The 596-nt window shown below is 63.9% G+C and carries 1 pseudogene; it reads right to left on the minus strand.

The features are described 5' to 3' along the window. Positions 1-362: 362 nt before the first annotated feature. Positions 363-596, minus strand: a pseudogene (locus AC1D15_RS36220) (alpha/beta hydrolase); the annotation flags it as partial.

Consider the following 596-nt stretch of genomic DNA (forward strand, 5'->3'; position numbering starts at 1 on the left):
GGGTAAAGACGTGCCTCACCGAAGCAGGCCTCGCAATAATGTCGTCGTGCAAAGCGGCAGGTTCGCCGTCTGCTTCTTGTTGGCCGCCACCAGGGGTGCCCGTCATGAGCCGTCACGCTTTTGCCATCACGGTCCTTGCGGCGATGCTCGCACCTGCGGCGAGCGCGGACGCGATCGACCCCTGCTCGCTTCTCTCGGACGCTGAGAAGGCTGAACTGAGCCTCCGAAAGATTCAGTGCCGTCGCGCGAGTCGCAGCCAGGTGGTAGTGAGGTGACGCATCCGGCGCTGCAATTGCGGATCATTGCCAGCCTGGTCTCACGTGTCACGTCCCGAGGTGGCTGACCCCGTCGAACTCGTAGCCCTTCGGGTCCTTCGGCACCTGGTAGAACGCATAGAGGTGGTCGCCGTGGAAACCTTGCCCCGACGCCGTCGGCTTGTTGTTGTCGTAGCTTCCAGGGGTCGTCTTCACCATCCCGCCGACAGCGAAGCTCCCTTGGTTTTGAATCAGCAAAGGGCTCGAGGCGCCGCCTGGGGCGAGCGCCTGTGCGAGTGCTTCGCCGGCACGTTTCGCGGCATCTGCTTCGCCCTGCTCGGC

Source organism: Rhizobacter sp. P2_H2 (assembly GCF_056403375.1).